The organism is Pseudomonas sp. Root562 (assembly GCF_001427125.1).
Taxonomy (GTDB): Bacteria; Pseudomonadota; Gammaproteobacteria; order Pseudomonadales; family Pseudomonadaceae; genus Aquipseudomonas.
The window spans coordinates 40,129-58,100 of record NZ_LMGK01000012.1 but is presented as its reverse complement, the minus strand read 5'-3'; the positions used below and the strand labels follow the sequence as shown (position 1 = coordinate 58,100).

General features: G+C 59.2%; 15 protein-coding genes and 1 pseudogene. 4 read left to right on the top strand and 12 right to left on the bottom strand.

Translation table 11 applies throughout. The features are described 5' to 3' along the window. The first annotated feature begins 231 nt into the window (after positions 1 to 231). Positions 232 to 2,172 (top strand): BCCT family transporter, encoded by a 1,941-nt coding sequence (locus ASD60_RS10345; protein ID WP_177435023.1) that lies wholly within the window; start codon positions 232 to 234, stop codon positions 2,170 to 2,172. Positions 2,173 to 3,282: 1,110 nt separating this feature from the next. On the opposite strand, the gene choV is transcribed toward ASD60_RS10345, so the two are convergent. From choV to ASD60_RS10330, 3 genes are all read right to left on the bottom strand, one after another. Beyond that, complete coding sequence (gene choV, locus ASD60_RS10340; RefSeq protein WP_056853905.1) at positions 3,283 to 4,461, bottom strand: choline ABC transporter ATP-binding protein; 1,179 nt, start codon at positions 4,459 to 4,461, stop codon at positions 3,283 to 3,285. Then, complete coding sequence (gene choW / locus ASD60_RS10335) at positions 4,458 to 5,303, bottom strand: choline ABC transporter permease subunit (protein ID WP_056853904.1); 846 nt, start codon at positions 5,301 to 5,303, stop codon at positions 4,458 to 4,460. The genes choV and choW overlap by 4 nt, the downstream gene beginning before the upstream one ends. Before the next feature lie 66 nt (positions 5,304 to 5,369). Continuing rightward, positions 5,370 to 6,317, bottom strand: a complete 948-nt coding sequence (locus tag ASD60_RS10330; RefSeq protein ID WP_056853903.1) for a choline ABC transporter substrate-binding protein — start codon at positions 6,315 to 6,317, stop codon at positions 5,370 to 5,372. A 435-nt stretch (positions 6,318 to 6,752) separates the two neighbouring features. On the opposite strand from ASD60_RS10330, the gene ASD60_RS10325 reads away from it, so the two are divergent. Beyond that, entirely contained in the window at positions 6,753 to 8,129 is a 1,377-nt protein-coding gene (locus ASD60_RS10325; protein WP_056853902.1) for an L-serine ammonia-lyase, read from the top strand. A 692-nt stretch (positions 8,130 to 8,821) separates the two neighbouring features. Next, complete coding sequence (locus ASD60_RS10320) at positions 8,822 to 9,925, top strand: GlxA family transcriptional regulator (RefSeq protein ID WP_047534337.1); 1,104 nt, start codon at positions 8,822 to 8,824, stop codon at positions 9,923 to 9,925. 172 nt (positions 9,926 to 10,097) lie between these two features. Here the strand turns inward: ASD60_RS10320 and ASD60_RS10315 are convergent, their stop codons facing one another. The 6 genes from ASD60_RS10315 to choX form a co-directional block, all read right to left on the bottom strand. After that, on the bottom strand, positions 10,098 to 10,361 hold the full coding sequence (locus ASD60_RS10315; RefSeq protein WP_056853901.1) for a hypothetical protein: 264 nt from the start codon (positions 10,359 to 10,361) through the stop codon (positions 10,098 to 10,100). Positions 10,362 to 10,748: 387 nt separating this feature from the next. Further along, positions 10,749 to 11,912, bottom strand: a complete 1,164-nt coding sequence (locus tag ASD60_RS10310) for a gamma-butyrobetaine dioxygenase (protein ID WP_056853900.1) — start codon at positions 11,910 to 11,912, stop codon at positions 10,749 to 10,751. 14 nt (positions 11,913 to 11,926) lie between these two features. After that, positions 11,927 to 12,403 carry a thioesterase family protein gene (locus ASD60_RS10305; RefSeq protein ID WP_056853899.1) on the bottom strand — a complete coding sequence of 159 codons (477 nt, stop codon included), beginning with the start codon at positions 12,401 to 12,403 and terminating at the stop codon, positions 11,927 to 11,929. 130 nt (positions 12,404 to 12,533) lie between these two features. Continuing rightward, on the bottom strand, positions 12,534 to 13,499 hold the full coding sequence (locus ASD60_RS10300; RefSeq protein WP_056853898.1) for an L-carnitine dehydrogenase: 966 nt from the start codon (positions 13,497 to 13,499) through the stop codon (positions 12,534 to 12,536). Positions 13,500 to 13,638: 139 nt separating this feature from the next. Then, the gene (locus ASD60_RS10295) at positions 13,639 to 14,526 is read right to left on the bottom strand and encodes a 3-keto-5-aminohexanoate cleavage protein (protein WP_056853897.1); all 888 of its coding nucleotides are present in this window, start codon (positions 14,524 to 14,526) and stop codon (positions 13,639 to 13,641) included. An 85-nt stretch (positions 14,527 to 14,611) separates the two neighbouring features. Beyond that, positions 14,612 to 15,556, bottom strand: a complete 945-nt coding sequence (gene choX, locus ASD60_RS10290; protein WP_056853896.1) for a choline ABC transporter substrate-binding protein — start codon at positions 15,554 to 15,556, stop codon at positions 14,612 to 14,614. Between the two features lie 210 nt (positions 15,557 to 15,766). Here choX and ASD60_RS10285 point away from each other — a divergent pair, with 210 nt between their 5' ends. Then, on the top strand, positions 15,767 to 16,711 hold the full coding sequence (locus tag ASD60_RS10285) for a GlxA family transcriptional regulator (RefSeq protein WP_056853895.1): 945 nt from the start codon (positions 15,767 to 15,769) through the stop codon (positions 16,709 to 16,711). A 137-nt stretch (positions 16,712 to 16,848) separates the two neighbouring features. On the opposite strand, the gene ASD60_RS10280 is transcribed toward ASD60_RS10285, so the two are convergent. From ASD60_RS10280 to ASD60_RS10270, 3 genes and pseudogenes are all read right to left on the bottom strand, one after another. Then, the gene (locus tag ASD60_RS10280) at positions 16,849 to 17,265 is read right to left on the bottom strand and encodes a DUF3010 family protein (RefSeq protein ID WP_056853894.1); all 417 of its coding nucleotides are present in this window, start codon (positions 17,263 to 17,265) and stop codon (positions 16,849 to 16,851) included. Between the two features lie 33 nt (positions 17,266 to 17,298). Then, positions 17,299 to 17,520 (bottom strand): annotated as a pseudogene (locus ASD60_RS10275) (helix-turn-helix domain-containing protein); the annotation flags it as partial. A gap of 18 nt (positions 17,521 to 17,538) precedes the next feature. Next, positions 17,539 to 17,940, bottom strand: coding sequence for a lysozyme inhibitor LprI family protein (locus tag ASD60_RS10270; protein WP_056853893.1), 402 nt, complete (start codon positions 17,938 to 17,940; stop codon positions 17,539 to 17,541). Between the last annotated feature and the right edge of the window lie 32 nt (positions 17,941 to 17,972).

Genomic DNA, 17,972 nt, shown 5'->3' with positions numbered 1-17,972 from the left:
GACGAAAAACCGACATCTAAAACGGCTCGAAACCTATACGCCACGGCGCTTTTGGGGTTTCGGGCTTTTTCGGGGTGTCTTTATAACACCCGCTGGTCGGCTGCCAACTAACCGATTGGTCGGGTCACGCGCTGCCTTGTGATCTTCTCCCGCACTGCCCGGAGCATCTGTGCCATGAGTTCTGCCTCACTAATAAAGACCCCACCCGAGAAGGTGACGGTCAACGGTTGGGTGTTCTACACCTCCACCGCGTTGATTCTGTTGTTGACCGCCATTCTGATCATCGCCCCGCAAGAGGCCGGTCGAATGCTCGGTACAGCGCAAGCCTGGCTGTCACGCAGCTTTGGCTGGTATTACATGGTGGTGATCGCCGCCTATCTGATTTTCGTGGTGGGCCTGGCTTTTTCGTCCTACGGCAAACTGAAACTGGGGAGCAAGGACGATACCCCGGATTTCAGCTACGGCGCCTGGGCGGGGATGCTGTTTTCTTCCGGTATCGGCATTTCGCTGTTGTACTTTGGCGCATCCGAGCCTCTGGACCATTACTTCAACCCGCCGGAAGGCGTAGCCGCCAGCAACCTTGCGGCGCGTCAGGCGGTTCAGCTGACGTTCCTGCACTGGGGCCTGCATGGCTGGGCGATCTATGCGCTGGTGGGGCTGGCCGTTGCCTATTTTGCGTACCGTCATAACCAGCCGCTGGCATTGCGTTCGGCGCTGTATCCGCTGGTGGGCGAGCGTTGGGTCAAGGGTGCCGCCGGTCATGCGGTGGACGGCTTTGGCATGTTCGTCACCCTGCTAGGGTTGGTGACGAACCTGGGGATTGGTTCGCTGCAGGTATCGTCGGGCCTGGAAAACCTGTTCGGCATGGAGCACAGCAATACCAATCTGCTGATCGTGATCATTGTGATGAGCACCGTGGCAACGATTGCTGCCGTGTCGGGCGTGGAAAACGGTATTCGTCGCCTGTCCAACCTCAACATCGTTCTGTTCAGCGGCTTGCTGATTTTCGTGCTGCTGTTCGGCCCGACCCTGCATCTGCTCAACGGCTTCGTGCAGAACGTCGGTGACTACCTCAATGGCGTGGTGCTCAAGACATTCGATCTGTATGTGTACGAAGGCGACAGTGCCAAGTCCGACCGTTGGTTGGGCCTGTGGACCTTGTTCTACTGGGCCTGGTGGATTTCCTGGGCGCCATTCGTAGGCATGTTCATCGCGCGTATTTCCCGTGGGCGTACCGTGCGTGAACTGGTTGCCGGCGTGTTGCTGATTCCGCTGGGCTTCACCCTGGCATGGCTGTCGATCTTCGGTAACTCGGCCCTGGACCTGGTGATGAACCATGGGGCGGTAGAGCTTGGGAAAACGGCGCTGGAACAGCCGTCCATGGCGATCTACCAGTTGCTGGAGCACTACCCGGCGTCGAAGGTTGTGATCGGCGTGTCGATTTTCGTCGGTTTCGTGCTGTTCCTGACCCCGGCGGATTCCGGCGCGGTGATGATGGCGAATCTTTCCTGCAAGGGCGGTAACGTCGACGAAGATGCGCCGCACTGGTTGCGGATCTTCTGGTCGGTAGTGATCACTCTGGTGACCATCGGCCTGTTGTTCGCCGGTAACTTCGAAGCCATGCAAACCATGGTGGTGCTGGCCGGTCTGCCGTTCTCGGTGGTGCTGGTGTGCTTCATGTTCGGCCTGCACAAGGCCATGCGCCAGGACGTGCAGATCGAACAGGAGCAAGCGGAGTTGGCCGCGCGCGGTCGCCGTGGCTTCAGCGAGCGCCTGACCCAACTGGACCTGCAGCCGAGCCAGTCGGTGGTCCAGCGTTTCATGGACAAGCATGTGACGCCGGCCTTGCAGGACGCGACCACGCAAATGCGTGCGCAAGGCCTGCAAGTGCAGACGCTGCTGGGCAAGTCCAAGCGTTGCATGGGTGTGCGGGTCGAGATGGAAGAGGGCAATCCGTTTGTCTACGAAGTCAGCCTGGACGGCTATCTGGCAACGCCGACTGAATCGGCCCAGTCTGATGAGGCGCGTCAGCGTTATTACCGCGCAGAGGTGTACCTGCACAACGGCAGCCAGGACTACGACCTGATGGGCTTCACCCAGGAGCAGATCACACGGGACGTACTCGATCAGTTCGAAAGCCATCGGCAGCTGCTTGGCCGGGTCTATAGCTAAGGTGTGAGGCGCTGCGGTGCAATCAATGCACCGCAGACCTGTGTGGCGAGGGAGCTTGCTCCCGCTCGGCAGCGGAGCAGTCGTAAATCCGGTTCACGGGGTCTGTCTGAACTATCGCAGGCTCTGGTTATGGGGCCGCTTCGCAGCCCAGCGGGAGCAAGCTCCCTCGCCACAGTTGTCAGTACTCCAAGGTCATGATCGTTCCCACGCAGAGCGTGGGAACGATCAAAAATAGCTAAGGTGTGAGGCGCTGCGGTGCAATCAATGCACCGCAGACCTGTGTGGCGAGGGAGCTTGCTCCCGCTCGGCAGCGGAGCAGTCGTAAATCCGGTTCACGGGGTCTGTCTGAACTATCGCAGGCTCTGGTTATGGGGCCGCTTCGTAGCCCAGCGGGAGCAAGTTCCCTCGCCACAGTTGTCGGTATTCCAAGTCATGATCGTTCCCACGCAGAGCGTGGGAACGATCAAAAATAGCTAAGGTGTGAGGCGCTGCGGTGCAANATCGTTCCCACGCAGAGCGTGGGAACGATCAAAAATAGCTAAGGTGTGAGGCGCTGCGGTGCAATCAATGCAGCGCAGACCTGTGTGGCGAGGGAGCTAGCTCCCGCTCGGCTGCGGAGCAGTCGTAAATCCGGTTCACGGGGTCTGTCTGAACTAGCGCAGTCTCTGGTTATGGGGCCGCTTCGCAGCCCAGCGGGAGCAAGCTCCCTCGCCACAGTTGTCGGTATTCCAAGTCATGATCGTTCCCACGCAGAGCGTGGGAACGATCAAAAATAGCTAAGGTGTGAGGCGCTGCGGTGCAATCAATGCAAGTCATGATCGTTCCCACGCAGAGCGTGGGAACGATCAAAAATAGCTAAGGTGTGAGGCGCTGCGGTGCAATCAATGCAGCGCAGACCTGTGTGGCGAGGGAGCTAGCTCCCGCTCGGCAGCGAAGCAGTCGTAAATCCGGTTCACGGGGTCTGTCTGAACTAGCGCAGTCTCTGGTTATGGGGCCGCATCGCAGCCCAGCGGGAGCAAGTTCCCTCGCCACAGTTGTCAGTATTGCAGGTCATTTATCTGTACTAACAAAAACGCCGCGATCTCTCGCGGCGTTTTTGTGTCAGTTGCCTTACCCCAGGTTCTTGCCGAGCAGTGCGTGGTACAGCTCGCTGTCGCCAAGGATGCCGACCACTTTGTTGTTGTCGTGCAAGACCAGCTTGTTGCCCGTTTGATAGCGGATCTGCAGCGCATCACGCATGCCGATATTCGAATCCACCAGCGTCGGTCGGCGACCCAGGCCTTCGACTGCCTGCCCCGGGATCCAGTTCTGCAAGTCCAGCGCCGAGCCGTTCTGGCGAGCCCCCTTGATGGTGTTGCCTTCAGCCAGGTCCAGCCACGAATCGCCGCCCGGATCGAGGCACACCGAACCGTTGATGCGTTTGCAGTTGTCCAGGGTGCGCATCAGGCTGCGACCACACAGCACGTTCAACGGGTTGGTATGGGCCACGAAGGTCCGCACATAGTCGTCCGCCGGGTTGAGGACGATTTCTTCCGGTTTGCTGTACTGGATGATCCGGCCGTCTTTCATGATCGCAATACGGCTACCGAGCTTCAGGGCTTCGTCGAGGTCGTGGCTCACGAACACGATGGTTTTGCTCAGCTTGCGTTGCAGCTCCAGCAGTTCGTCTTGCAGGCCCTGACGGATCAGCGGGTCGAGTGCCGAGAACGGTTCGTCCATCAGCAGGATATCGGCGTCCATCGCCAGCGCACGGGCCAGGCCCACGCGCTGCTGCATACCGCCCGACAGCTCATCGGGTTTCTTGTTGCGCCACTGGGTCAGGCCTACCAGTTCGAGTTTTTCATCGACCAGTTTCTTGCGTTCCTTCTCCGGACGACCCTGCATTTCCAGGCCGAAACTGATGTTCTCGCGCACCGTCAGCCAAGGCATCAGGGCGAACTTCTGGAACACCATCGCGATGCGCTTGGTGCGCATCATTTTCAGTTCGGCGGCGGAGCAGGAGGCAATGTTGATCTGCTTGCCTTCGTGCTCGACGAACAACTTTCCGCGGCTGACGGTGTTGAGGCCGTTGATGCAACGCAGCAGGCTGGACTTGCCTGAGCCGGACAAGCCCATCAGGACGCAGATTTCACCTTTTTCGATATCCAGGCTGGCCTTTTCGACGCCGACGATCTGCCCGGTCTTTTTCAGGATCTCGCTGCGGGTCAGGCCCTGGTCGAGAAGTTTCAGTGCTTCGCGCGGATCTTTGGTGAAGATCACGTCGACGTCTTCGAAGCGAATAATGCTCATGCGTCACCCCCTACTTTGGCGTCGGGTTGTTTGCAGATACGGTCGAGCATGATCGCCAGCAGTACGATCGCCAGGCCTGCTTCGAAGCCCAGGGCGATATCAGCAGTGTTCAGTGCGTTGACCACCGGTTTGCCGAGTCCGTCGGCGCCCACCAGTGCCGCGATCACTACCATCGACAGCGACAGCATGATGCACTGGGTGATGCCGGCTGCGATGCTCGGCATGGCGTGGGGCAATTCGATCCGTGTGAGCAGTTGGCGACGCGAGCAGCCAAAGGCCTTGCCGGCGTCCATCAGTTCTTGCGGCACATCGCGGATACCCAGGTAAGTGAGGCGGATGGGCGCGGCAATCGCGAACACCACCGTCGAGATCAGGCCCGGGACCACACCCAGACCGAAGAGGGTCAAGGTAGGAATGAGGTACACGAAGGTCGGTACGGTCTGCATCAGATCGAGTACAGGACGCATCATGGTGTAGAACATCGGTTTATGCGCGGCGACGATGCCCAACGGCACGCCGATCAACACGCAGACCAGGGTGGCGAATAACACCTGGGCGAGGGTTTCCATGGTTTCCTGCCAGTATCCCAGGTTGAGGATCAGCAGGAAGGAAGCAATGACGAAGGCGGTCAGCCCCCATTTACGCTGGATGAAGTGTGCCAGTAGTGCGATCAGGCCGATCAAGACCAGCGGGTTGAACCAGGTCAGCGCAAACGTCACGCCGTGGATCATCGTTTCCAGTGACACGGCAATTGCGTCGAAGGTGTTGGCGCCGTGTTGCGTCAACCATTCAACGAAGCCTGCAATGTACTGGCCTAAAGGTATTTTCTGATCAATCAGCATGGTAGTGAACGTCCGCATGCAAGGAAATAAACAGCCCGGGCGGGCTAGCCCGCCCGGCGTAAGCGATTACTGATTCAGCTTGGCTTTCACGGCGTCCAGGCCAGGTTTACCGTCAATGGTGGTCACGCCAGCGAGCCAGGTATCGAGCACCTGGGGATTCTTTTTCAGCCAGGCCTTGGCGGCCGCGTCAGGCTTCATTTTGTCGTCCAGGATGTTGCCCATCAGTTCACTTTCCATGTCGACGGTGAACTCGAGGTTTTTCAGCAGCTGACCGACGTTGCTGCATTCTTCGGCGTAGCCTTTGCGGGTGTTGGTCGCCACGGTAGCGGCGCCAAAGTCGGGGCCGAAGAAGTCGTCGCCGCCGGTCAGGTATTGAATCTTGAAACGCTTGTTCATCGGGTGCGGTGCCCAGCCCAGAAACACCACGGCGGTGTCGCGTTTCTGTGCGCGGTCGACTTGCGACAGCATGCCCGCCTCGCTGGACTCGACGACCTTGAAACCAGCGTCTTTCAGGCCGAAGGCGTTCTTGTCGATCATACTCTGGATCAGCCGGTTACCGTCGTTGCCCGGCTCGATGCCGTAGATCTTGCCGTCGAGTTCTTTCTTGAATTTGGCGATGTCGGCGAAATCATGCAGCCCTTTGTCGTACAGGGCCTGGGGAACGGCGAGGGTGTATTTGGCACCCTTGAGGTTGGTGCGTACGGTTTCTACGGTGCCGGCCTCGCGGTAGGCCTTGATGTCGTTTTCCATGGTCGGCATCCAGTTGCCCAGGAACACGTCCATGTTCTTGCCGTCGGCCAGAGACTTGTAGGTCACGGGCACGGAAATCATGGTGGTCTTGGTCTTGTAGCCGAGGGCGTTGAGCACGACGCTGGTGGTCGCGGTCGTTGCTGTGATGTCGGTCCAGCCGACATCCGAGAAGTTTACGGTGCTGCATTGGGCCGGTTCGGCGGCTTGCGCCAGAACCGGCAGACTAAGCATGACGGCCAACAACAACGACGAAGAACCTTTCATGGATGGACTCCTTGGTGTTTTTTTTGGCAGTGTTCCGATTGGACCACCGCACTTATAGGTTGCGGTTGGATGGCGTTTTGGAGACAGCTCTACCACGGCGCCTTGCAATCGAGTCGATACGATCATGTACCAGTGAAAATCTGACGCCTACAGGGTGCGTCGTAACCAGTACAGGGATGGTCGCATCCAGTGTCAGTGACGTCGTTTACAGCTTTTTTCGGGCTCTTTTGTCCGTCTGAGTCGCAAAAAAACGGCGAATTCGCGACGTAAAAGACACGCGGCGTTCGTGGACATGAGTGCGTCGGTGTGAGACGTCGAACGACACGTCAAAAGCCTGATGATGCGGCCATCCTGACGGATTGCAGCTTGAGCGTAGCAGCTCCGTCACCGGGCGCTTTTGCGCCTGGAGTTGGCACATCCAGGAGTCCGGCAGTAATGGCTATCAGTGTTTTCGACCTGTTCAAAATCGGCATCGGCCCTTCCAGTTCGCACACCGTGGGGCCGATGCGCGCGGCGGCGCTGTTCGTCCAGGGTTTGCGCGAGCGGGGACTGCTTGAGCAAGTGCGGCGCGTTGAAGTTCAGCTCTATGGTTCTTTGTCCGCCACTGGCATTGGTCACGGCAGCGACAACGCAGTGATCATGGGTTTGATGGGCGAGTGGCCGGACGCGATCGATCCGTCGCAAATCGGCATCCGCATCGCCACCTTGCGCGAGACCGACACGCTGTTGCTCGACGGACGCCTGTCGGTGCCGTTCATCTGGGCTCGGGACATGCGCCTGATTGACGAAAACCTGCCGTTCCATCCCAACGCCATGACCCTGGTTGTCGAAGGCGATGAAGGCGAGTTGCATCGTGACACCTACTATTCGGTCGGCGGCGGTTTCGTCGTCGACGAGGCACAGGCCTCCAGCGGAGTCGTCGACCTTGATCGCACGGTGTTGCCGTACGACTTTTCCAGCGCCGCCGAGCTGTTGGAACTGTGCAAGAAGCACAACCTGCGCGTGGCGCAATTGATGCTGGCCAACGAAAAGGTCTGGCGCAGCGAAGAGGAGATCCGCAGCGGCCTGATGACGCTGTGGCGCGCCATGCAGGATTGCGTCGAACACGGCCTCAAGCACGAGGGCATTCTGCCCGGTGGCCTGAACGTGCGGCGGCGCGCGGCCAAGTTGCATCGCAGCTTGCAGGAACTGAACAAGCCCAACGTGATCGGCTCCACTCTCAGCGCCATGGAGTGGGTCAACCTGTTCGCCCTCGCGGTCAACGAAGAAAACGCCGCCGGCGGGCGCATGGTCACGGCGCCGACCAATGGCGCGGCGGGAATCATTCCGGCGGTGCTGCACTACTTCATGAAATTCAGCGAAGACGTGACCGACGCCAATGTCGTCGATTACTTCCTCGGCGCGGCAGCGGTCGGGATTCTCTGCAAGAAGAACGCTTCGATCTCCGGTGCCGAAGTCGGCTGCCAGGGTGAAGTCGGTTCGGCTTGCGCCATGGCGGCGGCAGGGCTGGCGGAAATCCTTGGCGCAACACCGGAGCAACTGTGCAACGCGGCGGAAATCGGTCTGGAGCACAATCTTGGGTTGACCTGCGATCCGGTGGGCGGCCTGGTGCAGGTGCCGTGCATCGAGCGCAATGCGATTGCCGCGGTCAAGGCAATCAACGCCGCGCAGATGGCTCTGCGCGGTGATGGTCAGCATTTCATTTCGCTGGACCGGGTGATTCGCACCATGCGTGATACCGGTGCCGATATGCATGACAAATACAAGGAGACCTCGCGGGGTGGGTTGGCGGTGAGCGCCGTGGAGTGCTGAAACCGAGGTGACCCCAATCGCTGGCAAGCCAGCTCCCACAGGTTCTCTGGTGTAGCTGACACCTTGGTCACACCATCATGCCTGTGAGGCCTGGCAAGAGGCCTGGCAAGTCAGCTCCCACAGGTTCTCTGGTGTAGCTGACACCTTGGTCACACCATCATGCCTGTGAGGCCTGGCAAGTCAGCTCCCACAGRTTCTCTGGTGWAGCTGATATCTTGATCACACCATAAATTCCTGTGGGAGCTGGCTTGCCAGCGATAGCGCCAGACCAGTCAAAACTGCGCGCTAAATGAACACTCGATTTAAAAGGCGCCACCTTTTGGCGCGTCGCTAACAGGTAAATCGTGACTGCCCGGTCAGGTATGAAAAACGAAGCTGACCACTCGTCACCTGCGCCTGTGGTGACACTCTTTGCAAAAGCTCCCAGCCCTGTTCCCACAAGTGCTACCGATTTGCTCACACGCAACGGGGCAGAGCACTTGTCTCGCCTGATGGCACTCTTAACCCCTACTCGCCGCGCGTCATATATAGACACATTCCGACGTCGTTTTTAGGAGTTATTGAACGTGCATTCAAATTTAGGCATGGCAATTGCTCTGTCATTACAAAGCCCGTCTCCAGCGTGAGAACGATGGCAATAACAAGAGCCTCCGCCTGAGGCCATCACCCGCTTTGTGTGAGGAGATACTGCGATGACGTCGTTCAACTCCGGGGCCCAACCCCAGAACCGTGCGCCTCAATCCATCGGCTTTCTGCTGCTGGACAATTTCACGCTGATTTCCCTGGCGTCCGCTGTAGAACCATTGCGAATGGCCAACCAGTTGTCGGGCCGGGAGTTGTATCGCTGGACCACACTCACTGTCGATGGCGGCCAGGTCTGGGCCAGTGACGGTTTGCAAATCACCCCTGACGCCTCCATGCACAAAGCACCGCCACTCGACACCGTGATTGTCTGCGGCGGTATCGGCATTCAACGCACTGTTACCCGCGAACACGTGTCATGGCTGCAAAGCCAGGCGCGTCAGTCCCGTCGCCTCGGCGCGGTATGCACTGGCAGCTGGGCCTTGGCTTGCGCCGGTTTGCTGGATGGTTTCGATTGCAGCGTGCACTGGGAATGCCTGGCGGCGATGCAGGAAGCTTTTCCGCGGGTAGCCATGAGTACTCGCCTGTTCACCCTCGACCGCAACCGTTTCACCAGCTCCGGTGGCACCGCGCCGCTGGACATGATGCTGCACCTGATCAGCCGCGATCACGGCCGTGAGTTGTCTGCCGCGATCTCGGAAATGTTTGTCTACGAACGTATCCGCAACGAACAGGATCACCAGCGTGTGCCGCTCAAGCACATGCTCGGCACCAATCAGCCGAAGTTGCAGGAAATCGTTGCGCTCATGGAAGCCAACCTCGAAGAGCCGATCGACCTTGACGAACTGGCGGTGTATGTCGCCGTCTCGCGTCGTCAGCTGGAAAGGCTGTTCCAGAAATACCTGCACTGCTCACCGTCGCGTTACTACCTGAAGCTGCGTCTGATCCGTGCGCGGCAGCTGCTCAAGCAAACGCCGATGTCGATCATCGAGGTGGCGTCGGTGTGTGGCTTCGTTTCCACGCCGCACTTCTCCAAGTGCTACCGCGAATACTTCGGCATACCGCCGCGTGACGAGCGTGTGGGTTCCAACACGACACAGCAAGTGGCGATGATGCCGCTGCCACAAGCGCTGGTACTGTCGCCGCTGTCCGGGCCGTTGTCAGCGCTGAGCCAGGCGCGCAATGAGTCGACGTTTGCCAGCGTAAGGCTCTAAAACTCTCGGACTACTGTGGCGAGGGAGCTCGCTCCCGCTGGGCTGCGCAGCAGCCCCAAAACCGGCAAATGCGGTCGTTCTGACAATCCGCATTCGCTGTTTTTGCAACCGTTTCGCGGTCGAGCGGGAGCGAGCTCCCTCGCCACAAGGAGAAGCCGCTCAGTGCTGAAAATCAGCCCCTATGGCTCTGCTGATACTGCGCCAACGCCGGCAACAATTGTTTGTCGATAGCCTGGCGCACGGCCGGCAGGATGGTCGCGCTGCTGGTGTACATCTGCTTGACCATGGTACGCAGCACGATTGCCCGTTCATCGTTCAAGCCCCGCACCGCACACTCGCAAGCCTGCTCGGCGGTGGAACCGATCGGTACTTGAAAACCCAGCGACTTGAGCTGGCCCAACAGGTCTTCCTGGTCAATCAAATCGGCGTGCATCATGACGCAAATCCTTCTTCTGGGAACGGTGTCGTGGTTCGATTCTGGTGGGGGTGCCTGGTGTGGGCAAGGGCGATTTGTCGCAATGGCCGCAATGGCTATGAACAGGTCGTTTTCGACTAACTTGCCAGCGAGCTGAGTGGGCACACTGGACTCAGCTCGCTTCACGAAGGTTTGGTCACCCTCGCATGGCAGCTCCTCAACAGTACCCTCTGCCTCGATCCTGTCACGGCTTGATCGGGGCTTTTTTTATCCGGGTTTTTTGTGTGTCTGTGCAGGTGCCATCGCGGGCAAGCCTTGCTCCTACAGGGTCTTGTGTTGTTCACATTATTATCGAACGACGCAAATCCTGTAGGAGCGAGGCTTGCCCGCGATGAACGATGACGCGGTCTAGCGCTGTAGCACCAAAATGCGCGACAGCAACTCATCCCGGTCGACATAGCAGCCCTGGAAATGCCGCGCCCCGGTGGCGGGGTCGAAGGCATTGCGTGCATGCAGGGTGCGGCGGTTGTCGAAGCACCACAGCTCGCCGGGATTGAGCCGCTGCATCAAGCGGAATCGAGGCTCGCGGGTCATCGCAATGAAGCGCCGGTAAGCGCGATAGAGCCTGGGCATCTGCTCCACCGACGCATCGAACGGACCGCGCAGAAAATTCGCCATGCGGATTTCAGAGACCTGTCCCAGTGCATTCAGGGCGATGATCGGTGCCAGGCAACGGTAATCGCTGTGACGGTCCTTGTTGCGAAACTCCACGGGGATTTCGCAAAGGCTTTTGAATGACTCCGGATCTTCCAGGCGCAACGCATCGGCAATGGCAAAACCGTCGACGAAAATACTCTCGCCGCCTTCAGCATCGTTGATCAGGCAATGCAGGAATTGCAGCCCCGGTTGTAGCTCCCGCGTCGGCAAATCGCTGTGCAGCGGCAGGTTGAAGGCGGTGTAGGCGTTGCTGTCGGCGTCGGCCCTGGATTGCACATTGAACAGCACGCCGAAATTGCTTTCGCGGATGAACGAAATGCGCTGGGCGATCAGCTTCAAGGAACCGGGTTCGGTGGGTACGCCACGGACCTGGGTCAAGCCGATATCGCGCACCGCCAGCAGCCATTGCAGCAAGGCGTCGTTGTCGGTCATCAGCGCCTGATATTCGAACACCGGCAACGACAAGTCGCTGTGCCAAAGCCTGGCTTTGGGCTTGTTGGCCAAGCGTTCGGCGCGGGACTCGTCGTCATAGGCATGTGCCCTCAGCCAGCCTGGATCGAAGCGGCTGAAGTGGCCGTCCTGCCACTCGATGCACAGGCAACCTTGAGCGTCGACAGTGGTTTGCGCCGGCATCAGGTTTTCCGGCACGTCGACAATTTCCAGCACCTGCTCACGTGTCACGCTATAGACGCATTGCGAGCAGGGGCAGTTGTCACGCAGCCATGGGTGGTGGAAGGGGCTGATGCGATTGTCGGCCCACTTCACCAGAACCCGATCCGCCAAAGCCTGCACGCCTGTCAGCGCGCTGATCAACGGATAAGTACGGAAGTCGGCAAAAGCGGCGGCGGTGTTCAATGGCGATCTCCTGGTTATTTTTTGGGTGGTAACCCGATCACTCGGCCGATGTATTCAGGGGTTGGCAGGTCGGTTTGCTCGGCGACGATGGCTTGCAGCTTGTCCAGGGTCTGTTCGCTGAAGGGCGTGGAACGAGGTCCGGCAAGGTCGACATGCAGAAGCATTTGCTCGTTGCCCGCCAGCTCTGTGTCATCACCGACCCGATGCAGGCTGTGGTAGAGGTGCAGGCGTTTGCTGTCGTGGGCGATGATCCGGGTATGCACTTCGACATCGGCATCGAGCTTCACCTCGTGCAGGTAATTGAGGTGCAGTTCCAGGGTGAACAACGAGTTGCCGCTGGCTTCTCGATGGTTGCTGTCCATGCCGAGGCGATCCATCAGGGCATCGGTGGCGTAGCTGAAAATCAACAGGTAAAAGGCATCGCGCAGATGGCCGTTGTAGTCGACCCAGTCGGGGATGATTCTGGTCTGGTAGGTGGTGAGGGTGGGCATGTTTATCTCCAGGCACGATCGTTCCCACGCTCTGCGTGGGAACGCCTCCTGTGACGCTCTGCGTCACGTCGTTGGGACGCGGAGCGTCCCGGGCTGCATTCCCACGCAGAGCGTGGGAACGATCAACACATCACTCGCTGAAACTCATCCCGTGCTTCTCTTTGGTGGTCTTCACCGCCTCAAGCACCGCCAGCAGACAATCATCACGATAGCGCTCCAGCGCCGAAATGCTGTGCTTGCCCAACTGATCGCTGGTGCCATCGACCACATCGTCGATCAGCTTGTCAGTCAGTTCGGGGGCCGGCAGATAAGTCCATGGCAACTGCAACGCCGGGCCGAACTGTGCCATGAAGTGGCGCATACCGGCATCGCCGCCGGCGAGCGTGTAGGTCAGGAACGTGCCCATGAATGACCAGCGCAGACCCGCGCCAAAACGGATCGCGTCGTCAATCTCGCCGGTGGTTGCCACGCCGTCGTTGACCAGGTGCAGCGCCTCACGCCACAGCGCTTCAAGCAGACGGTCGGCTATGAACCCTGGCACTTCCTTGCGCACGTGCAGCGGGCGCATGCCGAGTGATTCGTAGACCTTCATCGCCGCTTGCACGGCTTCGGGTGCCGTGTTTTTGCCGCCGACGACTTCCACCAATGGCAACAGGTAAACCGGGTTGAACGGGTGACCCACTACGCAGCGTTCCGGGTGGGTCGAGCTCTCGTAAAACTCGCTGGGTAGCAAGCCCGAGGTGCTGGAGCCAATCAGGGCATTGGGCTTGGCGGCGGCGCTGATCTTGCTGTGCAGGTCCAGTTTCAGCTCAAGGCGTTCCGGGGCACTTTCCTGGATGAAATCGGCGTCGCGAACGCATTCTTCGATGGTCGAGACAAAACGCAGGCGATCCTGCGAGGCACCGGGTGCCAGACCCTGTTTTTCCAGTGCACCCCAGGCATTGGCGACACGCTTGCGCAATGCGGCTTCGGCACCGGGCGCCGGGTCCCAGGCCACCACGTCGAGGCCATGGGCGAGGGCGCGGGATACCCAACCGCTGCCGATGACGCCGCTGCCCAGCGCGGCGAAGGTTTTGATTTCGGTGATAAAGCTCATGGTGATTTCCTGAAAGATTCGATGAACCCCGTAGGAGCAAAGCTTGCTCGCGATAGCGGCATTAAGGTCGCAGACAATGCGTTGGATGTACTGACATCATCGCGAGCAAGCTTTGCTCCTACAGGTTTTATGCAGATGGTTAACCGCGCTGGGTCAGGCCCATTTTCTTGCGGCCTTCAGCCGGGGTCAGTACGCGGGCGCCGAGGCGGCTGAGGATTTCGCTGGCGCGTTCGACCAATTGGCCGTTGGTCGCCAGTACGCCCTTGTCCAGCCACAGGTTGTCTTCCAGGCCGACACGCACGTTGCCGCCCAGCAACACCGCTTGCGCCGCCATCGGCATTTGCATGCGGCCGATGCCGAAGCCAGCCCAGACGGCGTCTGCAGGCAGGTTGTCGACCATGGCTTTCATGGTGGTGGTATCTGCCGGCGCGCCCCAGGGAATGCCCAGGCACAGCTGGAACAGCGGGTTGTCGAGCAAGCCTTCCTTGATCATCTGTTTGGCGAACCACAGGTGACCGGTGTCGAAGATTTCCAGCTCAGGCTTAACGCCCAGCTCTTGAATGCGTTTGGCGCCAGCGCGCAGCTGGGCCGGGGTGGACACGTAAATGGTGTCGCCATCACCGAAGTTCAGGGTGCCGCAATCGAGGGTGCAGATTTCCGGCAGCAGTTCTTCGACGTGGGCCAGGCGGGTCAGCGGTCCGACCAGGTCGGTGTTCGGGCCGAACTCCATCGGGTTCTCGCCGGCGCCGATTTCCAGGTCGCCGCCCATGCCGGCGGTGAGGTTGACGATGATATCGACGTCGGCTTCGCGTATGCGCTCCATGACTTCGCGGTACAGCGCCACATCACGGCTGAATTTGCCGGTTTGCGGGTCGCGAACGTGGCAGTGAACCACGGTGGCGCCGGCCTTGGCCGCTTCCACGGCGGCAGCGGCAATCTGTTTCGGGGTGACCGGCACGTGTGGGCTCTTGGCGGTCGTGTCGCCAGCACCGGTGAGTGCGCAGGTGATGATGACGTCGTGGTTCATGAGGCGGATTCCTTCAGGCGTGGTGGTTCCGCTCGCAGCCCTGTCGGGCTGCGAATCGGTGGTTCGGTTCAGAAAAAGGAGCGGGTTACTTACTGGTCAGCTGCAGGTTTTCAGCTGCTGGTTTGCCGTCGAAAGTGGTCACACCTTCAAGCCAGCGTTTCTTGTCCTGCGGGTGATCCTTGAGCCATTGCCTGGCCGATTCGAAAGCGTCCTTGTGGTCCAGCAGCGGCTGCATCATCCGGCTCTCGTCTTCGGCGGAGAAGGTCAGGTTGCTCAGCAGGCGGCCGATGTTCGGGCACTGCTCGGCGTATTTCGGCGCGGTGACGGTCCATACTGTGGCCTTGCCTTCGTCCGGCCCAAGGGCGTTTTCGCTGCCGGAGAGGTAGGTCATGTCCACGTTGACGTTCATCGGGTGCGGCGCCCAGCCGAAGAACACCACGGCTTCCTTGCGACGCACGGCGCGATCGACGGCGGCAAGCATCCCGGCCTCGCTGGACTCGACCAACTGGAACTTGCCAAGGCCGAACTGGTTCTTGCTGATCATCGCCTTGATCTGGGTATTGGCCCCCGAACCAGGCTCGATGCCGTAAATCTTGCCGCCCAGTTCTTTTTCGAATTTGGCGATGTCGGCGAAGGTTTTCAGGCCTTTGTCGGCGAGGTAGGTTGGAACGGCGAGGGTGGCGCGGGCATCTTTCAGGCTTGGCGCTTCGAGCACCTTGACCTGGTTGGCCTCGACGAACGGCGTAATGGTCTGGGTCATCAGCGGGTTCCAGTAACCCAGGAACAGGTCCAGACGCTGATCGCGGATCCCGGCGAAGATGATTTGCTGGGAGGCGCTGGTTTGTTTGGTGTTGTAGCCGAGGCCGTCGAGCAATACCTGGGTCAACGCGCTGGTGGCGATGACGTCGGTCCAGTTCACCACGCCCATGCGCACGTTCTGGCAAGAGGCGGGTTCGGCGGCCATGACGCTGGCGCTCAGCAAAGCGGTACCACTGAGTGCAAGAACACAGCTGCTGATCAGTCGTTTCATTCTCAGGTTCCTCGGCAGTTTCATTATTGTGGATCCGGTCATCTTTGCGTGCCGGTGATGCCAAGTTACGCAGCAACGCACCGATGAAAGCGCACTGCGGCGACCAGCTCTTGCACTGCAGCGACCTGACCTCTTGAATGCCGCTGGCAAGTGGCGTATCAACGTCCTCACGCTACCCGCCCTCTCGCTACTAGCCATCGAGTGCGCTCCATGTCCCAGGATTTCTATTTCTTGTTGATGCCGGGTTTCTCGGCCATTGGATTTATCTCGGCCATCGAGCCGTTGCGGGTCGCCAATCGTTTTCGTGGCGAGTTGTATCGCTGGCATGTGCTGAGCGCCGATGGCGGGGCGGTGTTGGCCAGCAACGGCATGTCGGTCAACGCCGATGCGGCGCTGGAGCCACTGAAAAAAGGCGCGACCTTGTTGGTGGTCGCCGGCTTCGAACCGTTGAAGTTCGCCACTCCGGTGCTGGAGCACTGGCTGCGCCGCCTGGACAACGAAGGCGTGACCCTCGGCGCCATCGACACCGGCAGCTTCATCCTCGCCGAAGCGGGTCTGCTCGAGGGTCATCGTCTGACGCTGCACTGGGAAGCCATCGACGCCTTTAAGGAATCCTATCCACAGCTGAGCGTTACCCAGGAGCTGTTCGAGATTGATCGTCGGCGCATCACTTCCGCTGGCGGCACCGCTTCCATCGATTTAATGCTCGATTTGATCGCCCAGGCCCATGGCCCGGAACTGGCGATCCAGGTCAGCGAGCAGTTCGTGCTCGGCCGCATCCGCCCGCGCAAAGACCACCAGCGCATGGAAGTCGCGACACGCTATGGCATCAGCAACAAGAAGCTGGTGCACGTGATCGGCGAGATGGAACAGCACAGCGAACCGCCGCTGAGCACGCTGGAGTTGGCGGAATCGATCAAGGTGACGCGGCGACAGTTGGAGCGACTGTTTCGGTTGCACCTGAACGATACGCCGAGCAATTTCTATCTGCGGTTACGGTTGGAAAAAGCGCGGCAATTGCTGCGCCAGACGGACATGAGCGTTCTGGAAGTGAGCATTGCCTGCGGGTTTGAGTCGCCATCGTATTTCACCCGCAGCTATCGGGCGAAATATGAGCGATGTCCGCGAGAAGACAGGCGTACCGCAAAAGCATGATTCTGAAAACAACGAAAAACCTGTGGGAGCCAGCCTGCTGGCGATAGCGGTCTGGCAGACACATAAATATCGACGGATGCACCGCCATCGCCAGCGGGCTGGCTCCCACAGTTAATTTGTTCTGTCAGGAATACCGGTTATTTCTTCATCAGCGCCGAACACGCCGCCTTGTAAGCCTCATGCTGATACTTGTTCAGCGTCTCTGGCAGCTGGACACTGAATTTCTTGCACTGCGCCGTGATGGTCTGCGGAGACAGCAGCGTCACCTCGCAATTCTCCAATAACTGGAAAACCCCTTCGATCTTGAACGTGGTCGGCCCACCGGCGAATTCGCCTTTCTTGCTGCGCTTCTTGATCGTGATGCGGTCGATGGAGTTCTCCCGGACAAACGACGCCACCTGCGCGGCAAACAACTTGACGTTGGCCGCCTCGTCATCATCGTCCAGGGCAATTTTCTTGGTATTGAGGGCGACGTGACCCAGGTTCGTACCGTCGAGAGACGCCACGGCAATGATCGCTTCGCTGCCCTTGATTTCGATGCCACAGACTTTCATGTTGAATCCCTTGACTGGCTGATGGCGTGAAGCTTACAGCTCAAGTTGACTGGCGGTGATCCCAAAAGCCGCCGCGATTTTTTCGCGTGTGGCCTTACGCGGTCTGGGGGTAGTTTCCTGTTCAGCATACGCGAGTGGGGAAATACCCATTCGTTCAGCCACTTCCTCCTCGGTAAGGTTCAAATGTTCGCGCCAGGCGCGTACTGGGAGTGCTCCATCGACAATACGACTGACAACCTCATGAGGGATCATCATGTTTTCGATCCTTTTTGTTTACTCCTGCCCAATCGACTCCAAAAACTCCGACCGTTCATCACTCATTCGTGCCACACAATCGTTCTGCGCCATGGTGAACGCCTTGCTGCCGGTTGTCGCCGGGAAGGCTTCGACGGCGCAGTCGGCGTCGCGAGTTTTCAGCCATTGGGCTTGGGCGGCCTTGATTTTGGCGGTGATGTCGGCCAGTTGCGACGGGTTCTTGCCGTAGAGCGACTGCATGCGCTCGTTCAGGCTCTTGAGGTTTTCGCTGAGCAGGTCTTCGGCGGTGGTTTTGCTGAAGGCCGAGCATTCCAGGGTCTGGACGTCGTTTTCGACTTTGTCGCAGGGATTGTCGTCGGACTCCTGCGCTGCGTGTACGCCGGTCGCAATCAATGCCAAAGCCACAAGGATGGATTTCATTCAGGTCGCCGCTCTATTCCAGTGATGCGGCG